Raw genomic sequence first — 23,441 nt, 5'->3', positions numbered from 1 at the left:
TAAAAATAACCTACTACTTATTACTTACTTGTCATTCATTTCATCATCGAATGACGACCTGTTTGTTAATTTGCAGTGCGTGTAGGTGTTGACACTGAGCTGACGTGTTTTGGTTAAAAATAAATCCAGGAGGTCGTTATGTCTAACTAGTTTAACCCCAACAATAATTACAGGAGGTTGTTATGTTATTTGTTAAATACTTTAATAAAAGGCCGATTGCCCTTGCTATCTCTTTAGCATTGCTGGCCTCAATAGGAAGTGCGGTGGCTTATGAATCGCCAGTGCATGTGTTTTCTGTTAATGACGTACTGGGAGGGTTGAATGGAGTGACCTTCGCAGACGACCAAACGATCATTTGTGGCCTTGGCCCAGTGAGTTGTCCTGATGATAATCCAGCGCTTCTCGACAAGTCGGGGGTGATGTTATATCCAGTGGATAGCGAGTTTGGCTTTTATGTGGTTGATTTTCTGGGCGCGCAGCCCAAAGCGCGCAATGGTGATTACCTCGAAGGATTCGTTGGTAATATTGACGAAGGCGGAGGGGTGATTGGTATTCAAGTTGCCAATGCCGCCACCGAAAAATACAAGGTAAAACCACCATTAGGAACATGGTGTCAAGGGCTCGGTGGCACCTCGGTAAAATGTGAAACAGAGCATTATACTGTTATGGAACATGCGCTTAGTTGTTATGAGACCATTCCATACTTTTTTGCCAGCCCGGACGGTACCCAAGCCATTATATCAACCCCAGACGGCACTCTGTCGTATGACTGCGCTGGCGCGCCACTAGATGATAATGTTCAAGTGTTAGTGGGTGGACAACAAGCCTATCGCTTAACCAATGCGATACCCTGTGAAACAGATGGCCAACCTGAAGGGTGCCAGATGTTTCCTAACGACAAGACCAACATGCTCGATAACATCGCCTTAAGCAGTGATTATTCCGTGCAGCTTAAAGATGATGGTAAGCCACTTTATGGTTGGGGCGGAATACATAAACGGCCGAACGATATCCGCATGTATGCCCAGTTGGCGCTTCCTGAAGAATGGAAAACATCCACAGAAAACTTTGTCGTTACTCGAGCAGAGCTTGTGGTTAATCACTGGATCACCAATAACCCTAATGACCAACTTCGTCCAGAAGACTTGGAAAACGAAGCTGCAACAGGGCGTAAACCTTCTTATAGAATTGAAGGTGATGGTGACGCAGCCGTATGGAAAAGTACTGTTCCTTGTTATGAAGGCGACAGCGATATAATCGATACTGAAAGTGGCGCTTTCGATCCATCCTTTATCGGTGTCGGTACAATATTAAAGAATACCCCTAAAGCACTGGACCCTTTGGCTACACCAGGTGAAAGCGCTGCAGAGCACCCTTATGCATTCTCATCAGATCTCGCTGGTGGCTATTCTAATGCTTACTATACCACCATCAATCGTGACCCATTTGAATGGTCTTATGATGTCAATCCTGACCCAAAAGTTCAGGATTTCATCGGTAGTGCATTGCCAAATGCGTCACTTGGTGAGCTTGTCTCAGGCCCCCGTTGGAGACTTAAACCTAATAAGTTTGGTCAAGACTTGCCTGGGCTGGAGATCCCGTTGATTGAATGTAGCGCGCCGCCTTTTGCCAAAGAAAATATTAAGTATGAGGTCGGTACGCCAACGACCACAGTGATCAATTTACTGGATTGGGAAGAGGGAGAGATATCTCCGCTGGCAACCAGTAGAGGTTGGGTTGATGTGACGGCAAATGAGTATGTCACTATTGTCACTGAGGACGGCGAACCGGCGGTTACCAGCAATGGTTTACCAATGACGTCAGATTTTGACCTTGCGGTTTACATTAAGGGCGATAGTAAATCAACAGCCTTATATAACGCACAGCTCATTATCGAATATGAAGGCGAAGTTCCTGTGGTGAATACTGATGTCGATGTTGCACTGACTGCTTTTGCAGCATCAGCTACAGTGTCCTTTAATCAAACGGTGGCAATGGTTGTCGATGTGAGCAATCTTAAACCTAGTAGTGTCAGTGGTGAGGTAGCCATTACTGGAGTCACTAACCAAGGCGTGGTTATTGAACTGCCGCCGATGGCTTTCAGCGATTTGGCTGAAGGAGATACGATTTCATTAAATGCAAGTTGGACAGCCAACATCATCAGAACGTCCGCTGTTAGCTGGACGGCGACGGTGACAGCAGAAGGCGATCTTAATAGTGATAACGATACTGCCACCGCAACAACAAAAATCCGTAGATGATAATTAAGGATTAGCAGGTGAATCAAAGGGGAGAACTTTTGTTTCTCTCCTTTTAACTTAACCTAATTGATATTGTTATTAACGGTCTTTACGGACTTAGAAGATAGGAATAGCAAATGCGCATCATACGAATAATCTTTGTCTCGGCCATTATTTTATCTTCGGCGATAAGCTCGTTATTCGCTGAAGAAAACAGCGATCCAACTCAACCAGCAACTACCATTCCACCGGCTACTGCAACCACGCCGGAGCTAGTTACGCCAGCTGTCACGCCTGCCATCACAACTCCTGCAGTAACGTCGGCAGTGCCAGTCACGCCAGTAATAGCAAATCCAGCAATATCCCAGCCAGCGCCTAAGCAAAGTGCTAAAAAACCGGCAATAGGTCACGATTACCAAAAAAATATGCCCAAGCTTGGCAAAGGTGATCCCAATTATCGTGGTGGGAAGGAGGTTGTATCTGATACTCAACCCATAATCAACAATCCAGAGAGTCAATCAAAAGAGCCATCAATCATAGATAATCAGCGCAAAAGTGGTGCAGATGTAGGTTTTCCTGGCTACCGCGGCGAGGGAGACTCGGCTTACCCACAACATCAACAATATCAACATCCGCCACGCTTTCCGGCTGAATCAATAGAGACGACTCCAGCTGATACGTCTCCAGTACAGACTAAACCAACCGAACAAAATAGCGATGCACAGAGTAATACACCATCGGTTGATGCATCAGTAAAAAGCGTCAAAACACGCGCTATGATTAACCAGCAGCGCAAAGGAATACTTCATGCAGCCGCATTTGGCGACGAGCCAGCAGTAAAAGCATTACTCAAGCAAGGAGCAAGCCCAAATGCCAGAGCAAAAGACAGAATAGGGCGAACAGCATTAATGCTAGCGGCATTGAGTGGTCATGAAAACGTGGTTAATACACTGCTTAAACAAGGTGCTAGTGTGGATTTAAAAGATAGAACAGGCCATACCGCACTTAACTGGGCAGCAAATCGATCGCACCTAAATATAGTCACGTTATTACTCAACTATGGCGCTGATATAAATATCAAAGATAATGGCGGCACCTCTCCTTTGTTATATGCGGTTGCCACTAGCAATGTGGCAATGGTCAGTTTATTGCTTTCACATGGCGCTGAAACTGAGTTACAAAGCGCTGAAAGTAAGATGACGCCACTGCTACTGGCCATTGAACATAACGATATTGAATCGATTAGCCTTTTATTAGATAACGGAGCAGATGTTAATGGCACAAACAGTGATGATTTTTCGCCATTAATGGCCGCGGCAGAAAAAGCTCAGCTCAATATAGTGCAAACACTCCTCTCCCATGCTGCTGAGGTTAATCGATATGATAATAAGCATTTTACGCCATTGTTCTACGCTGCCGACAAGCAACACATCGGCATCATGCAGTTGTTATTAGCCCAAGGTGCAGATGTCAATTTACGCGATAATAAAGGCCGAACCGTTTTAATGCGCGCCAAGCAGCAAGGGCATGCGAACGTTGTAGCGTTATTATGCACAAAGGGAGCTAAATATAACGCCGATGGATGTTGAGATTGAAAAGCATATTGAGTTTGGAGTTTGACCGGATTAATCAAATTAACATTATTTTTTAAAAACAAAAAAGCCTGTAAGCATTTTATGCATGCAGGCTTTTTTATTTTAGATTTGGTCGGTATCCTCCTGTGTTAGGAGAGGATTCCAATCTCTGCCCCCATGGCAGTGCAATGAAAGCTAGCTTTGAAGAACGTAATCACAGAGTTGTCATAGTCTAACCCCCTAAAAAGTGACCATAAAAGTGACCAAGATTTTGAGCTTGGAATTAATCAGCGTTGGGAGCGGGGTGATGTGGGAGTGCCATTTGATGATGTTTCGGCAATATGCGCCCAGGTGTTTAAGTTAGGGATTGATGAAATAATGGCGGTTATTTGTGGTCAAGAATAATGATGAAGATTAATGTGCAGCAGCGGCAGCTGCAGCAAGTGACGCTGAACATGAAGGCGTTGCGTCATGGGTTAACACGCTGGGGTAACTATTGGGTCCATCAAGAATATGGTCAAGGGTTCGCATGCCGAAGCCAGTGCTACAAGTTAGGCGAGGTGATTGTTTACGGTAGTTCGGCAGTAGTCGAGATAACGCCCCCACTAGAAGTAAGGCAGTTCGAACAGATGATTACTCGGTTAACACCGCAATGTATACGGGCCATTAGAGCGCAGTACGTCTGCAAAGGGCAGTGGGCCTTGTGGGGGTCGATAGTAAGAAGTCCAATGTGTACTGGTTGAGAAGGGCTGAGATAGAAATCGTAGGACAATTATGAATAATTTACTATATGGACCTTAGTACCTACAGATTAATATAAGTTGATTTTTTATCACTCATCTGTGATTGTTGCTAGACATAACAAGGAGTTGAGTTACATGGGTAAAGTTGAATATTGGGTTGTTCTTTGTGTCTTTTTGGCTGGGTGGATAATAGGTGCATATGGAGCCAACATGTTGACTTACCTGAACGCATTAGATCATGGTTTTATGGCAAGCATATTCACGATTGTGGGAAGTTCTATAACTGTTTTGGCTATTATTTTCACATATAGGCAATGGCGTATAACAAGGATTGACGACATAGAGAGTCGATTGGCACAGATTTCCTTTGATAGACAAAAGAACGTATTTGCTAGCCAATGTTACGTAGAACAAGGTAATCATCCGATTGATGTTATTTGCAACAAAAGATACATTGCGGAGGATATGATGCTTGGACATTTAGGGACTATATTTGTCATAAAGCTTGCTAAGTTTAAAAATACTCCATCGTCAGCAGCTATAAGCCAAAAATGGATTTGTTCACAACGTTTAAATGACCATAATTCAACTAAGTTGGATGCAAAAGTAGGTGATATTATGACAGAGGTTATTGATTTGCTGAGAGAATTAGGAAAGGGTCCTTCTGGCTGACTTCACTGCGGGGGTAGGAAAGCGCAGTGCTTCACTACATATGAAAAATTTAGGTGGTTGTGTTGTTGTTTTCTCAACCCTATCAAAACCAATCAATATCAACACAGTCAAATCATGCGTAAGCCATTGAATCTGTTGAGTAGTATTTAGTAAGATGTGTCTTTGAATATCGTATGGCTTTTGCTCCCCCTCAAATACCAACTGTTGATCACCCTCGATCTTTTTATTTTTCCAGATGAAAATGTTACTGCTGCATGCATTCTGTGAGCATCATCGTGACACTAAAATTCTCGCTTCATTCGAACTAAAACGTGATTGATTTTAGCTTATTAAGCTGATAAGTTACTAAAATTATTAATAATTAAAGTGGTATAGATGCTGGGTTTTGGTTGACTTCTCAAGATGTTTATCGAAATTCTAGCTAATACGCTGTTAAGCATCAGTAGAGTTTAGGCAATGTTTTATCAATCAAATTATAATAAAAACCTATTAATTGCCCCTATATGGAAATGGCTAATTATTGTCTTCTGGGTTTTATTGGTTGCAGTAATATTTTTTCCGGCCACTGAGCAAGGAAGTATCATCTGGTATCTCGGGCTTTCAGCATCCATTTTTTTAGTGGCTGCTTGTATATTGTTGGTTGCTTTTGCACTTGTTGTCATTTTCATTAAACGGAAGAAACTGGGTGTTGTGAGTTCCATGCTAGCTTCGTTATTTGTGATCATATTTAATGTACCTGGAAGCATGGTTTTATATACATACTTAAAGAATCAGAGAGTTATTGGGTAATGCAAAGCAAGTCAATCTGACAGCTTACTCTCCACTTGTGTATGTGCGGTAAAATATTCGCGCATGCACATGTTATGTTACAGCTGCAGTTGCTTGCAGCGTTGAACTAAGCCGCAGCGCTAATGCAGACTCAATCGAGTATATTATCCTCATTGGATCAGCTAGACATAAAAGAGATGTGATGGAACACCACAATGACAAGGGAATTGCAATGAAACACATACAAATCAAGCCTCATAATCAATTCAAAACAGCTCTACAGCCTAGAGCCAGTATCAAAAAAAACAAATTCCTATAGCATAAAACGTACCCATTAACCTGGACTCGGCAACGGCCAAGTCCAACAAGTGATTTGTGCCATGCAAACAGCGCAACGCACAAATACTAAAACGTTATACAGATTTCAGGCTGAAGGAGAATTATCAAATGGAAGTACTTAATAAATTAGTTAATCCACCAAGTTCTAATTCCAAAGATATGCGTGCATACATGCAAGCAATCTTGGAGGTTACAGGATTAATGTCTGGTCAAAAATACCCTCTAGAGAAGTTCATGAGTAATTATGGTACTCACCTCAAGCCAAAAGAAAAATTCCCTTATCCTACTTTAAATAAAAACTCTGAAGGTATGTATAAACTTACTCAGGAAGGAGTAAGGTTTTTCTCAAGTCGATTAACTGATGAGCCTATTATTAAAGGTCAATCGGTAACAAGAGATGAAGTAATAAATATGATTAAGTGTCTAGTTGCTGACAGCCCAAGAGAAGGTTGGGTAAAAATATCTATATAACTAGTCATTAAAGCAGGACAAAAAACAGCCTGTTTTATGGGGTCCAAATGCATTACCTAATGCTTTAAAAACGCTTAGAGTTAATTACAGGAGCTCATTATTTAATTGAATTTGGCTGTTGGAGTTATTCTACAGCTTCGTTATGCGTATTCGCAGGTATCAGGCTCAAATTAATGAAGCGAACACAATTTGATGTTCTCAGGCAGTGCTACGATGAACTAGCCTCTGAACTTAAAACAGTTGAACACGATCTTATACGGGATTTGATGAGAGCTTGGGATGTGTCTTTTAAACAGATGGATAATTATTTGCTATCGAAACAGGTCACAAAATCTCAAGTTAGTTCTGGGCTGCGGCAGGGCTTAAAAGATTTACCAGAAATATTTGATGATTTACCAGAATCTATTCGAGAGACGGCTCTGGCGAAGTATAAGTTGGTGATGTCGAAATATGAGTAAAGTCAAAATATGCATAACAAGCAAAGCCAGCCGACGCGTACAGCGCAACTGCTTTGAGCGTTACGTGAATAAACTATGAATCCAGATCTGTTAAAGCTAGTAAGCTTATTTCTCTCCAAGGTACACAAAGCTGAAGAAATAATGAAAGAACACTTCAAAATTGAAGAGCCTATGTACTTTCGACAGTCTGGAATCGAGCGCTCTGGAAAGTTCTACTCTTATTCATATGCATTTCATGGAATTGGTTGCCGTTTCAAATTTGAAAGTTTTACTGTCGATTTTGATTATGCTGAGAATGGGCGGATTGACGGGTTTGATCTATGGAGACTTTCTCGTTTTGGAGAGCAGTTTGATGAATTTAGAGTTTATATCGAATCTGGTCAGATTGACTTAGATTTTAAAACAGCTGAAGAATCTGGTGAGATTATTAAATTCTCTCAAGGCAGTTTGTATTATGCTGAAAACACGTAACAAAAAGTTGGTGGTTCAGCCCATTGGGTCTTGGACGCTTTCAGCGCCCCACAACAAAAGCGTTAGCTGTACATGAATAAATTAAAACGTTTTGCGTACATTATCGAATTTATGATTGGATTTGCACCATCACTATTGTTATTAACTTTAGGTGTTGTGTTTAGTCCAGTAATTTTTGTTGGTTTATTTTCTGGTGAGCTAATCGTTCTCTTGTATGCTGCATTGGTGTTTTTTGGCTTGTGTGGGTTCTGGGGAGCAATAAGTTTATTAGTTTTAACTTTGCACCCTGAGCAAGAGAACACTAAACCTAAAAGGCTCAAAGTGTATGTTGCATTAGGTGTAATATCTTCAGCCGTTGCAAGTTACTCAGTTGGCGGCACAAATGTATACTTATTGCCTTTTATAATTGCACCACTATTTGTCACGTTGCATTTAGTTTACGTTCAAAGGCGTTACTTGGCTGGTAGTACAGCTAACTAATAAGGATAGGCCGCGCGAAGCCGCGTCCTTATCCTAAGCGTTGAACTAAGCCGATACGCGGAGCCAAATGCTGACTCAATCGAGTGTATTAACCTCATTGAATCAGTTAGACTTAAAAAAGATGTGATGGAACACCACAATGACAAGGGAATTGCAATTGAACACATACAAATCAAGCCTCATAATCAATTCAAAACGGCTCTACAGCCCAAAGCCAGCATCAAAAAACAAATTCCTTTAGCATAACGTGTACCCGTTAACCTAGACTCGGCATCAGCCAAATCCAACAAGCGGTTTGTGCCATGCAAACAGCGCAACGCATAAATACTTAAGCGTTATACACAAGGAGTTTGTAAATGCCTTTTTCTGCCAAAATGACTTTAATGTTGCTTTACTTGAGTTCAGGAGTCAGCATTACTCTTGCTGCATGGATGATGTTCGTCGTAGATGCTAGGCCATCAACTGCAGTTTCACAGTTAATTTCTGGTGCAGTCTTCTTTTGGGTTGCTTCTGCTTTGAAAAAACGAGATGAAAAATCTTTGATTATTGGTTTAATAGGGACTGGTGGATTACCTCTTTTTTGGCTTTGGAAGGCTTATGATCAGTATTTTTACGATCTTTCTCTGTTTGAGGCATTTAGAATTTATCCGATATTGGGAATATATATCATCCCCTTATTTTCAATGATTTTTTTGCTATTACCAGCCTCAAAAAACTACTTTAGACCTAAAGCTGAAAGTTGCGTATAACAAGCCTCTAAGTTCAGATTCACCAATGCTGTCATGCCATTTACTGAGCAAATCGCCCGCCAGCACTTGGTTCACTTATTAGAGGGGCGTTAGGCAATCAATAAGGAAAGCATTATGAAGTTAATCTCCACTATTATTTTAATAGCAGCTGCAATCAGCCCGCATGCATTAGCAAGCACAGTCTCTGCAACGCAGCAGTTAGGTGTCTGTTTAACAGATTCAATGAATGGAAAAGAAAGGAAGAATTTAGCTAAATGGATCTACTTTGGTATGTCCCAGCATAGCACTATAAAACCTTATTCAAATGTCTCAGATGCTAACTTAGATCAAATGAATAAATATGTTGGAGAGCTTATTACTAGATTAATAACTAAAGATTGCAAAGAAATATCCAAGAAGGCTATTGAAGAAAATTCAGCAGCATTTGAGTCTGCATTCGGTATTGTAGGGCAAGTGGCAATGCAAGAGTTAATGGCAGAATCATCAGTCTCTCAAAGTTTGGGTGCATTTGAGAAGTACTTAGATACCGAAAAAATCGAAGCTGCTTTTAAATAGCGGCCTAACATAAAGTGGGTGTTCTCACCTGCGGTGCTGGGACGGTTAAACTTCGTTCGTTACAATCGATTTAATACCAAAACATTGCCACCCATGATTATTACGCTATCAAAAACTGGCGTTGATGAGTGTGCGTCTATGCGTTTTGTGTGCAGAGGATTGTTCGTATCAAGAGCATATAAAGTTTGTGGTCGATCATTCGATCAGTTAGTAGATAAAAAATCTAAAGGAATAGTTATGATGAAATATATGTTAATAATAATTTTTGGATTATTAATATCATTTCTAACAGATGCAAAGAATTGCAAGAAAAGCCAGCCGTGCGGCAATTCATGTATTTCTTGGAATAAGGTGTGTCGAATAGGGACTTCAAGCGTCTATGTCCCCACCGTTGAAAAATCAACGTTGCCACCACAAGTTAAAAGTAACACTTTAAGTAACCATACTCCCACTGTTGATGAATCAATGCTGCCGACAGACGTTAAACGTAGTAATGGTATAAAAATGAAAAGTAACGAAATGCAGCAAGAAACTAAAGACATTACTTTTGGGTGTGAGACGAGTTGGCGTTCAATCGTCAATAGATTCATATTTGATGATAGTGAAAAAAATGCTACTGATAAAGCGGTTGAAACCATTAGGGCTATGTTTTTATCTCGTGGTGAAATTTTTAACGATGTATTAGAAAAAGAAATTAGAGTTACTTATAGTAATTTATTGGGAAGTTCATTGTTCAATGAGCCAACAATTGAAGAAATAAAAACCAATTCTCATAGAATGAAAAATGAATATATTCCATCTTGTGTGGAACAGGCTCTTGAGCTGTTAAGTAAAAGAAACAACTCACTTAACCGATAACTTTTAAATCTAGTTTTGAAAAATATCGGTTTTACATATCTCGAAACCCAAATACCTCAACGCCATATATGGCGTGTTTGCGGCCCTTAAAAACGGGTATATTTATATAAGCTTGAAACGACTAAGTAACTGGCTTTGCGTCCTCTTACGTTCCTTCTTTACTTATTTCCTCGCCGTTGGGCTGCATTATATAGGAGCCCATTTTATTGCTTGCGATTTTTATAAACAAAAAGCCTGTAAGCATTTGATGCATACAGGCTTTTTTATTTTTAATTTGGTCGGTATGAGAGGATTCGAACCTCCGACCCCTGACACCCCATGACAGTGCGCTACCGGGCTGCGCTACATACCGAAATTACTTAGTTTGACTTCAGATATAATGAAAATATCATCATACATGTCAACCACTTAGTACAGTTGTGAGCCTTGGGGTTACTAAGTGGACAATTACTGTATCAATTGCGATTTGTTTACGCAAGTAGTTAGTTATCAGTCGGTTATCGATTGATTATAAACTATCCATTTAATAAAATCGTCGTCCTTATCTATGCATAAGCAAGCATAAGCAAGCATAAGCAAGCAGATGAATAGTTCGCTCGTTTACAATCTTTTAAGCTAAATATGTTATTAGTAATAAAATATCTTATTGATTATACAGTCTACGGCCTTCACGCATGACTTGGATTAATTCTGGTGCGCTCATTTTCTTATCTAAACGTTTTTTATAGTCTAAATCGTAAATGCGGTATTTACCGAAACGATCCAATACTGTTATTTCAGCTTTTTGGTAAATGGCAAAGCGGCGGCTGTCGCCTATGTAAACCCAGGTTTCATTATTAGGTTCTAACAAACTGCGGCCTGAACTGTAATCTGTACTTGGATTGGTGCAACCTAACACATGGCTTAGCAAGGTTGGCGCTATGCCGTAATGGCTAGTGCGGTAATTCACTTTATTACCATGGCTGTCGGGCCAATGGATTATCAGCGGCACTTTAACATTACCTGGCGATAAATCGCTGCGGGCGTCACTGGTATTACTGGTAAAGACCTGGCCGTAAGTGCCAGTGATGAGCACAATGGTATCATCACTCACGTTATTGAGTAGGCTAGCCAGTTGTTGGTCGATAAAGTTAAGTGATTGACGATATTGATTAAACAGCACCTTTTGCGCAGGCTTTAATGGCATGTGCGGTTTGATGGTTTGTACGCCTAAAAATCCGACTGGGGTGTCGTAATCTTTTGGTGCGGTAAGATTCACTAAGGCAAACCACGGTTGTGTTTGCTTTGGCTGCCAAGTATTTACCGCATTAATGGTGTTGATATCGGCATCTGCGCTGCCATTATCGCCTTCGCTAATATGAATGTTTATACCGCTGAACATGGCGCTATTAGCGGCGTATTGATCATTTTCAGGCGCAAACATGGCTAATTGATAGCCTTGTTGTGACAGAGTGTTGGTCAATATTGGGCTGGTGCTATCAAACTCTTTGCGATCGCTATAATTGCCTTGTAAGCCATACATGAGGGTAAACATGCTGGTTTCAAAGTCGGTGCCACCGCTATAGTGATTCATAAAACGCTGATTTTGAATACGATACTGGCTTAAAAACGGCATGGTGACACTGTCGACCATGTCTGCTCGTAGGCTGTCTATGCTGATAACCATAACATTGGGTTGGCTGTCTGCAGTACATTGCATCGGGCTGATGGGATAGCTCAGCTTACGTGATTTAGTGTTGCGAGACTCTGTTGACTGCATGCTGCTGTCAATGCCGTGATTTTCCATGAACGATCGTGCTGTCGCAGGGTATGACACTGGATAGGCGTCGTCAAAACGGGTGACTTCAGTCATATTGGTCGCGTCGGCCCAAATATGAAATAAATGGCTGCTGACAAAACAGATACCGACAAACAACACCACTTTGTTGCCCCATTGTTTTTTCTGAATTTTGTCGATGCGTTTCCACAGATAATTGGCCGCAGTAAGCTCAACAATCACAATGACGATAGGTGTCACTATGTATGAAGTGCTGTGTAATAGCGCGTTGAGATCTTGCCAGGCTAAGTCGAACGCAAAAGGACTTAAATGGATACCGTAGTCGTCATAAATAATGGTGTCATACAGTAGGGCATATAAACCAAGTGAGGCGATAAATGCAGCAAAACCACGTAAAATTTTGGAGTAAGGTAATAATAAGGTAATCGGGAAAATAAAAATTAAGTAACCGATAAAGGCTAAAAAGGTAAAATGACCTATGGTGCTGATTGACAGGTAAGCCCAACCAATAATGGTTTCTGGGTAGCCGACACTGCCAATATATCGAGCGCCAATTAACATCGCTAATATGCCATTAAAGAAGGCAAACCAGTGACCCCAATTAACTAAGCGTGACACTTTATCACGCGTCATTTGCTGCTTTTTGCGCTCGATCATGTTAACTCGTATTCCTACGTTATTATCACAGACTGTTTTCAGTGTAACTGATTGTAAAAATTAGTGATAAATTTTATTTAGTCGATTACTTAACCGACTGTGTTAAGGCTTTGGCAAATTGCTCAGCTACTTTTTGGCGTGATTCACCAGGGACTTTTTTGTCGAGTAAATGGGTCACGCAATTGCCCAATACCATAAGGCTTAAATCGGTTGGTGCTTGATGCTTAGCTAGTACTGCAAGCAGCTCGCTGATAAGTGCTTCAACTTGAGTGTTTGTGTATTTAGATTGAATTGCCATAGTCAGAAAACTTCAATAAATAATGAATTAGCTGCACATAATAACGGATTTAGCCGTCGCTCGCCTCAAGTTTTATTCGCTGTATGTGAGGAATATTGTAAACCCTTGTTCGATTTATACGGTTGGTCTGATATCATTCTTTTTTAAATTATCATCTGCGACAGACTAGGATTAACAAGGTTTATGAGCATTAGTATTGAGCAAGCAATTATTCACGAAATTTCTCAAGACAGTCAGGGGCAAATGCGTTGTCGTTTACGCCCGCAACCGTTGTTGAATACTCACGCCGTTGAAACCATGTTAGAAGAGTTACATCAAACCTATTCGGGTAAAGCGGGTAAGGGGTTTGGCTTTTTTGGAACCCATGGCGATGATGGCGAAGCCAACAGTGAATTTTCTGATGCACTAACCGGTTATCGCAAAGGCGATTTAGGTTTTGTTGAGTTTAGTGGTCAAGCGAGCCAACTGTTGCAACAAGAACTGGCCAAGTACGATTTTAGCCAAGGTGGTTTTTTGTTGATGTCTTGCTATACCAGCATGACGAGCGACTATTTATTTGTGGCGTTATTAAGCGCTAAGTCGTCGATGACAGTATTAGATGACATGGAATTGTCGCAAAACAACCATTTAGATTTAAACAATATTCAATTAGCTGCGCGCATTGATTTAACTGAATGGCAGGCCGATAAAAGCTCGCGTAAGTATATTTCGTTTATTCGTGGTCGTGCTGGCCGTAAAGTTGCCGATTTCTTTTTAGACTTTATGGGCTGTGTTGAAGGCGTTAACATTAAAGCGCAAAACAAAACCCTGATCCATGCAGTTGAAGATTTTGTCGCAGGTAGTGAGCTTACCAAAGATGAACGCCAAGATTGTCGTAACAAGGTATTTGATTATTGTTCTGAACGCGCAGGTTCCGGTGATGTGATTGAAGTTAAAGATTTAGCCGATGAGTTAGCTGATTCTGGTATGGATTCATTTTATGATTTTGCTTGTGGCGGCAGTTATGAGTTAGACGATGAGTTTCCGGCCGATAAAGCCAGTCTACGCAGCTTGAAGAAGTTTTCAGGCACAGGTGGCGGAGTTACCTTGAGCTTTGATGGCGGCCATTTAGGTGAACGGGTTATTTATGATCCGATATCTGACACTATTTTGATTAAAGGCGTGCCAGCCAATTTGAAAGACCAATTAGACCGTCGCTTAAAAGGCGAATAACTTAAGCTTAATTGGTGTTGTTACAACAGCGTCCTATTTGGGCGCTTTTTTATGAGCGAAGATAATAGCGAGTCTAGGTTTAACGCGTGCTATGCTTTGGTGAGTTAGCGAGTAAAGCGAGCTAACATGTTGTTGGATCTAGTGTTGCGTGTGAACTTTGGGTTCAATAGCGTGCAGAGTGACATTAATTTACGCAGATTTTTATATCAATTTACTGATGCTTAAATCGTGTCAATGGCGGTGAACTTTGCAACGTTTTATTTGGATTTATATAACGGCTTAGCTCATGGCTTATTTAGCAAATTACCGATCAAATTATCTAACTGGTACGATTTTTGGCGCAGTTGAATATTTTACTTTTCATTCATTTGTAGTTGAGTAAACTAGCGCCACTTTTTGAGTGTTTTTGTTTGTTATGCTTGTAATAGCCTAACGGACTTTGGGGGAGCGATGATCACTGCATACGCCTATCAAAATAGAGAATTAATCACCACCGAATTGAGTGTGGGCGATAAAGTGCCTGAGTCGACATTGTGGTTAGATTTATTAAAACCCGACGACGAAGAGCGTCAATGGTTGAGGCTATTCTCTGCTGAAGAAGTACCTGACGAAGAAGATATTAAAGAAATTGAGGCTTCGGCGCGTTTTTACCAAAACCAAGACGGTTTACACATTAACTCGTTGTTTCCACAGCGGGTGAGTTCAGATGTACGCGCAGTGAACGTGTCGTTTAACTTGCGAGAACGTTTTTTGCTAACAATACGTGAAGAAGATGTCGGCCTTATTCGTTTACTGCGTAATTACCTACGTTTAGGGCGCTTGGATATTACCACTCCACAAGGCTTGTTGTTAGAGCTCTTTACTTTGAAAGTTGATTATCTATCTGACTTAATTGAAGATATTTATAGTATTTTAGAAAATGTTGGCGAGCAAGTATTTAATGACGAAGAGCTTGACGGTGTTTTTAAACTGATTACCTTGCAAGAAGATTCGAACGGTAAAATTCGATTGAGTTTGTTGGATACTCAGCGTTCATTACGTTATATGCAACGTTATTATCGTGACCGATTGTCAGATGAAAACTTGAAAGACATTCGTGAGATGCTATCTGACATTGAATCATTGATGCCACACAGCCAGTTTATTTTCGACAAGTTACAATTCTTACTGGATGCAGCGATGGGATTCAGTGGCTTGCAACAAAACAAAATCATTAAGATATTTTCGGTGTCGGCGGTAGTATTTTTACCCCCTACGTTAATTGCCAGCAGTTATGGGATGAACTTTCATATTATGCCAGAACTCGACTGGCGGTTTGGCTACCCAATGGCAGTGGCATTAATGCTAGCCAGTGCAGCAGGAACCTACTTTTTCTTTAAACGGAAAGGTTGGTTATAACGCAATTTATTTTAGACAAAATAATGCCATCAATTGTTGCCGATTGATGGTTTTTTTTATGTCTCAAATACTTGAGTTGGCTAGGGTAAATAAACTGAAATGGTGTTATGTAAGTCACTCATTAAAGAGATGAAATAGTCTATGTTATCTGCAGCACACTAGTTTTGGCCAATACCTAAGCTGATTTGTTCTCTAGGATTGAGGTATTTATGGATTTTTTCTGGCAACGCTGCGGCAGGTAGACTGCGAACAATAGTTAAGCCTTCATCTTGTAAACTGATGATGGGGGCTAAATCTTTGGGTACCAGTTGGTCGTAAACCACAATGTTAGGGCACAATAGCTTTTGCAAGTTTACCGACATAACCATGGCAAATTGGCCACTGGATAATTCAATAATGCTGCCAGGCGGATAAATACCTAACATTTTGATTAACATGCTAATATATTCGGTATTGAGTTTGTTTTTATAGTTTTTATACAGCAACCCCAAGGCGATACTTGGCGGTTTTCCTTTGGTTTGGTTGGTGCCATTACTCAAATTGTCGTATTCGTTAACCACGGCGATTAACTGCGACAGCTTGTCTAATTTGTCGGCTTTGAGCCCTTGTGGGTAGCCACTGCCATCTAAAAATTCGTGATGATTAGCAATTAACGGTTTGGCTTCGTCTGGAAAGCTGTCAGCGAGTTTAAGAAAATTAATGCTCATTAATGGGTGTTGTTTAATGAAGTTTTCTTCTGGTGTGGTAAGAGGCACTCGCTTATTGATAATGTTACTCGGAACTTTGAGTTTACCTATATCGTGAAATAACCCACCAATACCAATCGTTTCAACTTCTTCGCGGCTCCAACCTAGCTCTTTTGCCATTAACATACACAACATGGCGACGTTGAGTGAATGGTGATAAATATGCTCATCATTTTTGGCATCGCCCATTAAATGTAAGGCTAAATTATCGCTATTGAGTAGCATGGTGGTCATGTTGCTGATGAGGTCTTTCGCTTCACTGACCGCATTGAGTGGTCGGCTACTGATTTTAGAGACCATTGAACGCATCATCGACACTGAGCGATTAAATTGTTGTTCGGTTTTCTTTAAATCTCGTTTGAGCTTTTGTTGCTCATCTATTTTGGCCGACTTCTGGTTAATCATTTGCTCTTTTAGTGCGTTGAGGGCCTGCTCGTCGGGTTTAGAGGTGTTGGCATTCTCGGACGTTACAGGCTCAATATCGCTTTTTTCGGGATCAAAAAAAACATCTTTTAGCCCTAAGCCTTTGATAAGTTCAATTTGTGCAGCGTCTTTAATTTTAAAACTGCTAAACAGGAAAGGGTGGTCTTTCCAGGAAATTGGCAAGCGGATAAAGGTACCCACTTCTAATTGTTCTACAGCGATTTTTTGGTTTTTTTTCATATTCAATCGATAGTTACTTTGAAGAACAATGAGCTATGTTATGTATTGCCCTTTACAGGCACTTTAATTGCGTGGCAGCATACTACTATAAATAAATTAACAATAGTCACTCCCTATGGATTTTATTGAAGTATATCCCAACGCGATAAGTAATGATTTATGTGATCGCTTAATTGCGGCATTTGAAACGCATCCGAGTGTAGGGCCAGGCCATACAGGTTTTGGCGTAGATACCGAGAAAAAGCGCAGTCGTGATTTAATGTTAGATGCTTTTGATGATTTAGCTGAATTAAAAAATGAACTTTTAGCGGCGACATTTACCCATATTAGCGATTATTTTACCCAATACTCGTTAACCTTAATGGGAGCGGTTTCTGTACAAGTAGCAGATGAAAATGGTCAACCGCAAACGTTAACGCCTGATAATTTTGAGGTGTTGGGTAGGCCAAGGGCTGCGGCATTAACTAAATATTTGTATCGCAGTGGTACGATTAATGTGCAGCATTATCAGCAAGGTGTGGGTGGATATCCGCATTGGCATTCAGAGCAGTATCCACAGAATGGCCATAATGAGGCGCTTCATCGGGTGGTGTTATACATGTTTTACCTGAATGATGTTGAAGAGGGCGGCGAAACAGAATTTTATTATCAACAACGTAAAATAAGCCCTAAAAAAGGCACTATGGTGATTGCTCCAGCCGGTTTTACACATAGCCATCGTGGCAATGTACCTATTAGTAACGATAAGTATATTGCGACTTCTTGGGCGATGTTTAATCGTGCCGAGCAACTTTATGCGCCATTAAGTTAGTGATTACTGTTGAGTAAAACCAGTTGTGGCTTTATATGCTTATTTGATTGATGACTTTGTTGCTGCGGGCTTATGCCGTTGCGGGGAGCTGAATGACAAAAGCTGCTCCGCCAAGCTCGCTATTACCAATGGTCATTGTGCCGCCATAACTGCTAACGAGCTCATGGCATACTGCTAGACCAATTCCTTGTCCCGATGATTGAGTGTCGGCTCTCATACCGCGTTGGATTATTTTTTGTTTAATGGCGTGGTCTACGCCGGGGCCGTCATCTTCAACACTGAGTTGGATGAGATTGTTATCGAGGCTCGCGGCGCTGATCATGACGTTATTGCCACATAAGCGAAATGCATTTTCCAGTAAATTACCCAATAGCTCCATTACATCGCCTTTGCTGAGTGGTAGTTGCAATGATGCTGATATGTTTAGGGTGAATATGACATGTTTGTCTCGATATATTTTATCGAGCATTTGCGCAAGTTGTTGCGCAATCGGTGCGATAGCGGTTTGTTGTTGACGTAAGCCTTGTTGGCCTAACATGGCACGCTTGAGTTGATACTGTACTAAATGATCCATGTCATTTATTTGTTCAAGGATTTTTTGGTGCTGTTGCTGACGATCTAATGAGTCATCGTCAATGATGGCAATACTGGCGGCGAGACGCGTTTTTAAGCTGTGAGCAAGGTCGTTCATGGCATTTTGATAGCGAGTTTGACGTTGGTCTGTTTGGTCCATAAGTTGATTTAACGCCGTGGTGATGCCCTGTAATTCAACCGGGTAATCTTGTGAGAGGCTTTTTTTATGTCCTTGTTGCAGCTGTATCAACTCTTGTTTCAGCTTCGTTAACGGCCGCATTCCCCAGTAGGCTGCACTCACTAGCAGTAACAGTGCAATAGCCATTACCATTGCCAATCTAATATAAGTGAGTCGATTAAATTGACTGAGTTCAGTTTTCAGTGCGGTGGCGTCTTTTAAAATCAATAGATGATACATTTCGGTTTCAACGTCAATGCTGAGCAAGTAAGCAAAGTAACTTTGTTGGTCATTAAAATTGAGGTAGAACGGAGGGAAATCATCTTTTATATCAAGATATTGTTCACAAATGTTATTCAAGTTTAAGCTGATAGCGAAGTCAGAACGCCATAAGGTGTTATAGCTGCTATTGCAGGTAGCCATAATGTATTGAATGTCGACGTCGTCACCTTCACGGGCCTGGGTGATAGGGATTAGATTGTTTTCGCGAAACTCAGCGGCAATGATGGGTAGTTGAGCTATTAAGGCGCTGGTGGTTTGGTTATAGCGATTTTGGGCATGTAGCAAGGTAATTAACCAGGCCAGACCAAATCCTACTAACGCGATAATACCCAAGGAGGTTAAGAACATCCTGGTAAGCAGACGTTTTTTAGGTCGTAAAATTAGTCGCATGGGTGGTTAAATTTATATCCTTGGCCGCGAAGGGTAATGATGGACTGTTCTATTCCACCTTGAGCAAGTTTCTTTCTTAATCGGCTGACCATCACTTCAATGGTGTTGGGATCGCCTTCTTTGTCGGCATAGACCACATCCAGTAAACGCTGTTTAGCGACAACCTCATGGCAATGGCGCATCAAGTATTCCAGAATAAGGTATTCAAAGGCAGTGATGTCTAATGGTGTTTGGTTTAGCGTTACATGTTTCGCCGCGACATCTATTTGCAAGGCACCGCTGGTGATGGTTGAGCGAACAAAACCACTGCTGCGGCGCACTATGGCATCAAGTCTGGCGATGAGTTCTTCTTTTTGAAATGGTTTAACTAAGTAGTCGTCTGCACCAGCATTGAGCCCTTCGACTTTATCTTGCCACGTTAGTCGAGCGGTTAAAATTAGAATCGGCGCTTTAACATCTGCATTGCGCAGCATTTTGATTAGGCTTATTCCATCTTGATCGGGTAAACCTAAATCAATAATAGCAGCATCAATAGGATAATTAGTGGCTTGATAAAATCCTTCTTTTGCGGTTAATGCCACTTGCACTTGATTACCTTGATCTGATAACTGCACCTGTAAATGGTGTGACAACAGAGGGTCGTCTTCAATAACCAATATGCGCATAATCCATCCTTGTTAAGCGGTCATTATATGTGAAATGTGCTTGGCCAATATTACCCTACAAGTTGGTAAGGTTAAATATTAACCAAACTTTTTATGATGGTTATATTAAAACTTATTACCATTATGGTCATCGTAGTAATTATTCTTGCTAACATTTCACACGGAATGAGCTTTGTCGGTGTAATCAGTTATCAGGTAAGTTAGAATAGGGTTATTGACAGACTAACTTTTAAGATTGAGATGAAATTAACACATTTATTATCGGCTAGCTTTTTAAGTTTATTTTCGACAGTTGCATTAAGTGCAACGTTTACCTTTACGGCTATCCCTGATGAAGATGAAAGTCAGCTTCGGACTCGCTTTGATAAAGTGGCTGATTATTTAACCGAGCAGTTGGGCGTGGAAGTGAAATATATTCCGGTAAAGTCATATTCTGCAGCGGTAACAGCATTTCGTAATAACCAAGTACAACTTGCTTGGTTTGGTGGTTTATCTGGTGTGCAAGCGCGTCGTTTAGTGCCAGGTTCTGAGGCTATTGCCCAAGGTTTTGAAGATCAGTTTTTCAAGAGTTATTTGATTGCTCATAAATCTACTGAAATGGCTGCTTCAACTAATTTTCCTTCATTGAATGATTATACCTTTACCTTTGGTTCTAAAGACTCAACTTCAGGCCGTTTGATGCCACAGTATTTTATTGAAAAAAATACCGGTAAGCCAATTGAACAAATTTTTAAACGCATTGGTTTTTCTGGCGACCATAGCCGCACGATCAGCCAAGTTGAAGCAGGTGTTTATCAAGTCGGCGCGGTTAATTACAAAGTGTGGGACACAGCAGTTGAAAACGGTGACGTTGATACCAGCAAAGTGAAAGTCATTTGGGAAAGCCCTACTTACCCAGATTATCAATGGACGGTGCATTCGGGTGTTGATGAAACGTTTGGTGCGGGCTTTAAAGAAAAGCTGACTAAAACGTTAATTGGTATGACGGATAAAGATTTGTTAGCCAGCTTCCCACGTGAGTCATTTGTACCGGCTAAAAATAGTGATTATGAACCGATTGAGCGCGTGGCAAAAACAATTGGAATGCTCGATTAATGTTGTCGTTGGTTGATGTTGATTTAGGTTATAACCAGCAAATTATATTACCTAAAGTGAATTTGTCATTTAAGGCAAATGAGGATGTGGCTATTTTAGGCCCTTCAGGCGTGGGTAAAACCACGCTGTTGCATCACCTTTATCAACAATTGGCCGAGCAGACCTGTTTGTGCTCTCAAGCACAGGGGTTAGTTGATAACCTGTCGATATATCACAATGTGTTTATTGGTGGGTTAGCGCGTTATTCCCGTTGGTATAATTTGGCTAATTTGTTGTTGCCGTTTAATAAGCCGCAACAACAAATCGCAGCTATTTGCCAGCAACTAGAACTGACCGTGCCTTTGCAACAGAAAGTCAATGAGTTGTCTGGTGGTCAGCGCCAACGTGTGGCCTTAGCCAGAGCGTTATTTCAACAACAATCAGTGTTTATGGGCGACGAGCCCTTTTCTGCATTAGATCCGCTAATGGGCTTACGATTACTAAACTTGATTAAGCAAACGCATCAGAGTGTTATTTGTGTGCTACATGATGCCGAACTAGCGTTAGCAAACTTTGAGCGTATTATTGTCATTAGCGATGGCAAAGTAGTACTAGATGACAAAGCGAGCCAATTATCTCTGGCTCATTTATCACAGCATTATGCATTAGCCGATTTACCAAACCATTCAGTGGCATAAATATGAACATGTTGATGCTGCTAAGCGATTTATCTTCATTCTATCCCCGTTTTTATAATGCCTAAAATGATTACTCACAGTCGCTACTCTTTTGTAGGGCATTGGCAGAAAATCACTCTGTTGCTTTTACTCATGGTCTCCGTGTGTTGGTTTTTTGCTGATACCGAGGTGATTGCACTCGATCCTTGGTCTGAGCTTGGTCGCATGTGGCAAGGCTTTGTGCACCCTGACTTTTTCGCGACAGAGTATTTACTTGATGCGCTGTGGCAAACCATTAGTTTTGCGCTGCTTGGGATTACGATTGGGTTGCTATTGGGATTTCCATTAGCATTGTGGTATCAACATCCTGTAGTGGCGGCAATGTGTGCATTTATCCGTGCTATCCATGAGATATTTTGGGCATTGATATTCTTACAGATATTTGGTCTTTCAGCCATTACCGGTATTTTAGCCATAGCGCTTCCTTATGCTGCTACTTTTGCCCGTGTGTTTGCTGATATTTTACAGCAAGCGCCAATGCATACCTTATTTTCACTGCCTAAGGGCACCGATAAACTGTCGGCATTTATATATGGTCGATGGATGCACATGTATCCGCAGATTGTCGATTATATTCGTTACCGTTTTGAATGCGCGCTTCGTAGTAGTGCTGTGTTGGGCTTTATTGGTATGCCGACATTAGGGTTTTATTTAGAATCCGCTTTTCGTCAGGGGCATTATCAACAAGGCGGTGCACTATTAATCTTATTTGTGTTGTTAATTGGTAGCATACGTTTTTGGGCTAAACCGATAATGCTTTGGCTGTATTTACCGCTTGCTGTGTACTTCTTACCTCCCATTCCTGTTATCGACTCGCAACTTATTTGGCGTTTTATTAGTGTTGATGTTTTACCACCGATGCTTCAAGGACAACCCTTCTTGAGCTGGTTTGACACAGATAACCTGTCGAAGCTCGTTAACTGGAGTTATACATTAATCAGCCAGCAAGTGTTTCCCGGGATGGTTGCTACCTTGGTACTGGCTTTTTGTGCTTTGGGGTTAACTCATGTGTTGACGTTGGTATTATTGCCTTTTAATACCCACTTGATGATGCCAAAAGTGGTTATTTTAATCATGAGGGCTGTGAATTTAATATTACGTTCATTGCCTGAATATTTATTGGCTTTTGTGTTTATGATGCTACTAGGGCCCTCGATGTTGCCAGCGATTATCGCGTTAGCGCTGCACAATAGCGGCTTGATGGTCTTTTTAATGTCACGTCAAGCTGACAGCATTAGTGTGCCGTTGACATACAAGCCTAGGATTGATCAGTACAGTTATCTAGTGTTACCTGCCATATACCCACATTTTATGGGACTGCTGTTTTATCGATTTGAAGTGATTATCCGTGAAACGGCTATCTTGGGCATGCTTGGGGTGATGACGTTGGGTTTTTATGTCGACAGTAATTTTTCTGAAATTCGCTTTAGTGGGGCATTGTTGCTGTTGTTTTTCACTGCGGGTTTGAATGTGGTGGTGGATTATTTAGCACGTCGATTATTGCATTATCCTCGCAGCCGTTTACAGGCTTGCTAAAGTCTCTTGGTTTCAGGCTTGCTAAATAAAGTCTCTTGGTTTAAAGCCATAAACGGGTAAGCGTCG

22 protein-coding genes, 1 tRNA gene and 1 pseudogene are annotated in these 23,441 nt (G+C 41.1%); 17 read left to right on the top strand and 7 right to left on the bottom strand.

The window, feature by feature from the left end; translation table 11 throughout:
* The first annotated feature begins 182 nt into the window (after positions 1-182).
* The 4 genes and pseudogenes from AAEY97_RS01775 (at position 183) to AAEY97_RS01760 (ending at position 5,229) form a co-directional block, all read left to right on the top strand.
* Positions 183-2,261, top strand: coding sequence for a hypothetical protein (locus AAEY97_RS01775; RefSeq protein WP_350996113.1), 2,079 nt, complete (start codon positions 183-185; stop codon positions 2,259-2,261).
* Positions 2,262-2,377: 116 nt separating this feature from the next.
* A complete protein-coding gene (locus AAEY97_RS01770; RefSeq protein ID WP_350996110.1) occupies positions 2,378-3,829 on the top strand; it encodes an ankyrin repeat domain-containing protein in 1,452 nt (483 codons plus the stop codon).
* 389 nt (positions 3,830-4,218) lie between these two features.
* A pseudogene (locus tag AAEY97_RS01765) lies at positions 4,219-4,592 on the top strand (hypothetical protein).
* A gap of 100 nt (positions 4,593-4,692) precedes the next feature.
* A complete protein-coding gene (locus tag AAEY97_RS01760; protein WP_350996107.1) occupies positions 4,693-5,229 on the top strand; it encodes a hypothetical protein in 537 nt (178 codons plus the stop codon).
* A 473-nt stretch (positions 5,230-5,702) separates the two neighbouring features.
* On the opposite strand, the gene AAEY97_RS01755 is transcribed toward AAEY97_RS01760, so the two are convergent.
* Positions 5,703-5,930: a hypothetical protein gene (locus AAEY97_RS01755; RefSeq protein WP_350996104.1), complete on the bottom strand. Its 228-nt coding sequence runs from the start codon at positions 5,928-5,930 to the stop codon at positions 5,703-5,705.
* 514 nt (positions 5,931-6,444) lie between these two features.
* Between AAEY97_RS01755 and AAEY97_RS01750 the strand changes: the two genes are divergently transcribed.
* The 7 genes from AAEY97_RS01750 (at position 6,445) to AAEY97_RS01720 (ending at position 10,378) form a co-directional block, all read left to right on the top strand.
* Positions 6,445-6,807: a hypothetical protein gene (locus AAEY97_RS01750; protein ID WP_350996101.1), complete on the top strand. Its 363-nt coding sequence runs from the start codon at positions 6,445-6,447 to the stop codon at positions 6,805-6,807.
* A gap of 173 nt (positions 6,808-6,980) precedes the next feature.
* Positions 6,981-7,265, top strand: a complete 285-nt coding sequence (locus AAEY97_RS01745) for a hypothetical protein (protein WP_350996098.1) — start codon at positions 6,981-6,983, stop codon at positions 7,263-7,265.
* A gap of 75 nt (positions 7,266-7,340) precedes the next feature.
* Positions 7,341-7,736 (top strand): DUF6896 domain-containing protein, encoded by a 396-nt coding sequence (locus tag AAEY97_RS01740; protein ID WP_350996095.1) that lies wholly within the window; start codon positions 7,341-7,343, stop codon positions 7,734-7,736.
* Positions 7,737-7,808: 72 nt separating this feature from the next.
* The gene (locus tag AAEY97_RS01735; protein ID WP_350996092.1) at positions 7,809-8,216 is read left to right on the top strand and encodes a hypothetical protein; all 408 of its coding nucleotides are present in this window, start codon (positions 7,809-7,811) and stop codon (positions 8,214-8,216) included.
* A gap of 356 nt (positions 8,217-8,572) precedes the next feature.
* Positions 8,573-8,965: a hypothetical protein gene (locus AAEY97_RS01730; RefSeq protein ID WP_350996089.1), complete on the top strand. Its 393-nt coding sequence runs from the start codon at positions 8,573-8,575 to the stop codon at positions 8,963-8,965.
* Positions 8,966-9,079: 114 nt separating this feature from the next.
* A complete protein-coding gene (locus AAEY97_RS01725; protein WP_350996086.1) occupies positions 9,080-9,520 on the top strand; it encodes a hypothetical protein in 441 nt (146 codons plus the stop codon).
* A 237-nt stretch (positions 9,521-9,757) separates the two neighbouring features.
* Positions 9,758-10,378 carry a hypothetical protein gene (locus AAEY97_RS01720; RefSeq protein ID WP_350996083.1) on the top strand — a complete coding sequence of 207 codons (621 nt, stop codon included), beginning with the start codon at positions 9,758-9,760 and terminating at the stop codon, positions 10,376-10,378.
* A gap of 275 nt (positions 10,379-10,653) precedes the next feature.
* Here AAEY97_RS01720 and AAEY97_RS01715 read toward each other — a convergent pair.
* The 3 genes from AAEY97_RS01715 to AAEY97_RS01705 form a co-directional block, all read right to left on the bottom strand.
* Positions 10,654-10,730, bottom strand: a tRNA-Pro gene (locus tag AAEY97_RS01715).
* Positions 10,731-11,021: 291 nt separating this feature from the next.
* Entirely contained in the window at positions 11,022-12,812 is a 1,791-nt protein-coding gene (locus tag AAEY97_RS01710) for a DUF3413 domain-containing protein (RefSeq protein ID WP_350996080.1), read from the bottom strand.
* Positions 12,813-12,897: 85 nt separating this feature from the next.
* Positions 12,898-13,110 carry a YejL family protein gene (locus tag AAEY97_RS01705; RefSeq protein ID WP_011637946.1) on the bottom strand — a complete coding sequence of 71 codons (213 nt, stop codon included), beginning with the start codon at positions 13,108-13,110 and terminating at the stop codon, positions 12,898-12,900.
* Between the two features lie 183 nt (positions 13,111-13,293).
* On the opposite strand from AAEY97_RS01705, the gene yejK reads away from it, so the two are divergent.
* The gene (yejK, locus tag AAEY97_RS01700; protein ID WP_101088015.1) at positions 13,294-14,322 is read left to right on the top strand and encodes a nucleoid-associated protein YejK; all 1,029 of its coding nucleotides are present in this window, start codon (positions 13,294-13,296) and stop codon (positions 14,320-14,322) included.
* 450 nt (positions 14,323-14,772) lie between these two features.
* Positions 14,773-15,720, top strand: coding sequence for a magnesium/cobalt transporter CorA (corA, locus tag AAEY97_RS01695; protein ID WP_101088017.1), 948 nt, complete (start codon positions 14,773-14,775; stop codon positions 15,718-15,720).
* Between the two features lie 158 nt (positions 15,721-15,878).
* On the opposite strand, the gene AAEY97_RS01690 is transcribed toward corA, so the two are convergent.
* Entirely contained in the window at positions 15,879-17,129 is a 1,251-nt protein-coding gene (locus AAEY97_RS01690; protein ID WP_101088019.1) for a cyclic di-GMP phosphodiesterase, read from the bottom strand.
* A 115-nt stretch (positions 17,130-17,244) separates the two neighbouring features.
* Between AAEY97_RS01690 and AAEY97_RS01685 the strand changes: the two genes are divergently transcribed.
* Complete coding sequence (locus AAEY97_RS01685; protein ID WP_101088021.1) at positions 17,245-17,940, top strand: 2OG-Fe(II) oxygenase; 696 nt, start codon at positions 17,245-17,247, stop codon at positions 17,938-17,940.
* A 70-nt stretch (positions 17,941-18,010) separates the two neighbouring features.
* On the opposite strand, the gene AAEY97_RS01680 is transcribed toward AAEY97_RS01685, so the two are convergent.
* Together AAEY97_RS01680 and AAEY97_RS01675 are read right to left on the bottom strand one after the other, a co-directional pair.
* Positions 18,011-19,363 (bottom strand): ATP-binding protein, encoded by a 1,353-nt coding sequence (locus AAEY97_RS01680; protein WP_350996074.1) that lies wholly within the window; start codon positions 19,361-19,363, stop codon positions 18,011-18,013.
* Positions 19,354-20,028: a response regulator gene (locus AAEY97_RS01675; protein ID WP_101088025.1), complete on the bottom strand. Its 675-nt coding sequence runs from the start codon at positions 20,026-20,028 to the stop codon at positions 19,354-19,356. Before AAEY97_RS01675 ends, AAEY97_RS01680 begins: the two co-directional genes overlap by 10 nt.
* Before the next feature lie 240 nt (positions 20,029-20,268).
* Between AAEY97_RS01675 and AAEY97_RS01670 the strand changes: the two genes are divergently transcribed.
* Genes AAEY97_RS01670 through AAEY97_RS01660 form a run of 3 tightly spaced genes read left to right on the top strand, consistent with a single transcriptional unit; the run spans position 20,269 to position 23,375 of the window.
* Positions 20,269-21,123 carry a putative selenate ABC transporter substrate-binding protein gene (locus AAEY97_RS01670; protein WP_350996071.1) on the top strand — a complete coding sequence of 285 codons (855 nt, stop codon included), beginning with the start codon at positions 20,269-20,271 and terminating at the stop codon, positions 21,121-21,123.
* The gene (locus AAEY97_RS01665) at positions 21,123-21,800 is read left to right on the top strand and encodes an ATP-binding cassette domain-containing protein (protein WP_350996068.1); all 678 of its coding nucleotides are present in this window, start codon (positions 21,123-21,125) and stop codon (positions 21,798-21,800) included. The genes AAEY97_RS01670 and AAEY97_RS01665 overlap by 1 nt, the downstream gene beginning before the upstream one ends.
* Before the next feature lie 57 nt (positions 21,801-21,857).
* Positions 21,858-23,375, top strand: a complete 1,518-nt coding sequence (locus AAEY97_RS01660) for a PhnE/PtxC family ABC transporter permease (protein ID WP_350996065.1) — start codon at positions 21,858-21,860, stop codon at positions 23,373-23,375.
* Positions 23,376-23,441 lie beyond the last annotated feature (66 nt).

The organism is Shewanella sp. TB7-MNA-CIBAN-0143 (assembly GCF_040310065.1).
In the GTDB taxonomy this organism is placed as follows: Bacteria; Pseudomonadota; Gammaproteobacteria; order Enterobacterales; family Shewanellaceae; genus Shewanella.
This window is presented reverse-complemented; position numbering and strand designations above follow the sequence as displayed.